Source organism: Mesorhizobium sp. M7A.F.Ca.CA.002.09.1.1, from assembly GCF_003998555.1.
In the GTDB taxonomy this organism is placed as follows: domain Bacteria; phylum Pseudomonadota; class Alphaproteobacteria; order Rhizobiales; family Rhizobiaceae; genus Mesorhizobium; species Mesorhizobium ciceri.
Window position 1 is genome coordinate 1 of the sequence record NZ_RZRR01001173.1, and the last position, 1,407, is coordinate 1,407.

At 63.9% G+C, this 1,407-nt stretch carries 2 protein-coding genes; both read right to left on the reverse strand.

Going from position 1 to position 1,407, the window contains the following annotated elements; genetic code table 11:
• Nucleotides 1–469, reverse strand: a 469-nt coding sequence (locus EN994_RS31475; RefSeq protein WP_127308153.1) for a prephenate dehydrogenase/arogenate dehydrogenase family protein, incomplete at its 3' end; no start/stop codon positions are given.
• A gap of 25 nt (nucleotides 470–494) precedes the next feature.
• Nucleotides 495–1,407 (reverse strand): acyl-CoA dehydrogenase family protein (locus EN994_RS31480; RefSeq protein ID WP_127308154.1); only part of this gene is annotated, 913 nt, incomplete at its 5' end.

Here is a 1,407-nt window from a genome sequence, read left to right on the forward strand (position 1 = left end):
GGACGATGCGGCCGGCCATCGGCTTCAGGATCGGCTCGGCGGCAGCGAAGGCATCATCGGAGCCTCCCGCCATGAAGGTCAGCGTGCCGGCCGCAGCCCCGCCGGTGCCGCCCGAGACCGGTGCATCGATCGACGACAGCGCGTGCTTCCTGGCGACGGCGTGGGCTTTGCGGGCTGACTCGACGTCGATGGTCGAGGAATCGATAAAGAGTGCGCCTTGCCTGGCCTTGGGCGCGATGTCTTCGTAGACGGAGAGGACATGCTTGCCTGCAGGCAGCATGGTGATCACCACGTCGGCATCCTTCACCGCGGCCAAGGCATTCGCCATAATCGTCACGCCATGTTCCTTGGCGACGGTGAGGTTTTCCGGAACGAGGTCGAAACCGTTCACCGCATGCCCGGCCTTGACCAGATTGGCGGCCATTGGATTGCCCATATTGCCGAGGCCGATGAAGGCGATCGTCGTCATTGTCTGTCTCCCAGAGTTGCTGGCTTCAACGGCCAATCAGCGCGCGAGCGATGATGACGCGCATGATCTCGTTGGTGCCTTCGAGGATCTGGTGCACGCGCAGGTCCCGCACCAGTTTCTCGATGCCGTAGTCGTGCAGGTAGCCGTAGCCGCCGAGCAGCTGCAGTGCGTCATTGGCGACATTGAAGCCGGTGTCGGTGACGAAGCGCTTGGCCATCGCCGACCATTTGCCAGCATCCGGCGCCTTGCGGTCGAGCTTCGAGGCGGCGGCATAAAGGAAGATACGCGCCGCCTGCAGCTCGGTCTCCATGTCGGCCAGCCTGAATTGCAGCGCCTGGAATTGATTGATCTTCGAGCCGAAAGCCTTGCGCTCGGCGGTGTAGGACAGCGCCTTGTCGAGCGCCGACTGCGCGCCGCCCAGCGAACAGGCGGCGATGTTCAGCCGGCCGCCGTCGAGCCCGGCCATGGCGATGCCGAAGCCAGCGCCTTCGTCGGACAGAAGGTTCTCCGCCGGCACCTTGCAATCCTCGAAGATGACCTGGCGGGTCGACTGCATGTGCCAGCCCATCTTGTGCTCGTTTGCCCCAAAGGAGAGGCCCGGCGCATCTCTGGGCACGACGATGGTGGAAATGCCTTTCGGCCCGTCCGCGCCGGTGCGCACCATGACGGCATAGACATCGCTGTCGCCGGCGCCGGAGATGAACTGTTTGGTGCCGTTGAGCACATAGTCGCCGCCGCTCTTCACCGCACGGGTCTTGAGCGCCGCGGCATCGGAGCCGGAGCCTGGCTCGGTCAGGCAGTAGCTGGCCAGCCATTCCATCGAAGTGAGCTTGGGCAGGAAGCGCTGGCGCTGTTCGTCATTGCCGAAACGGTCGATCATCGAGGCCACCATGTTGTGGATCGAGATGAAGGACGAAAAGGCCGGATCGGCGTGCGAC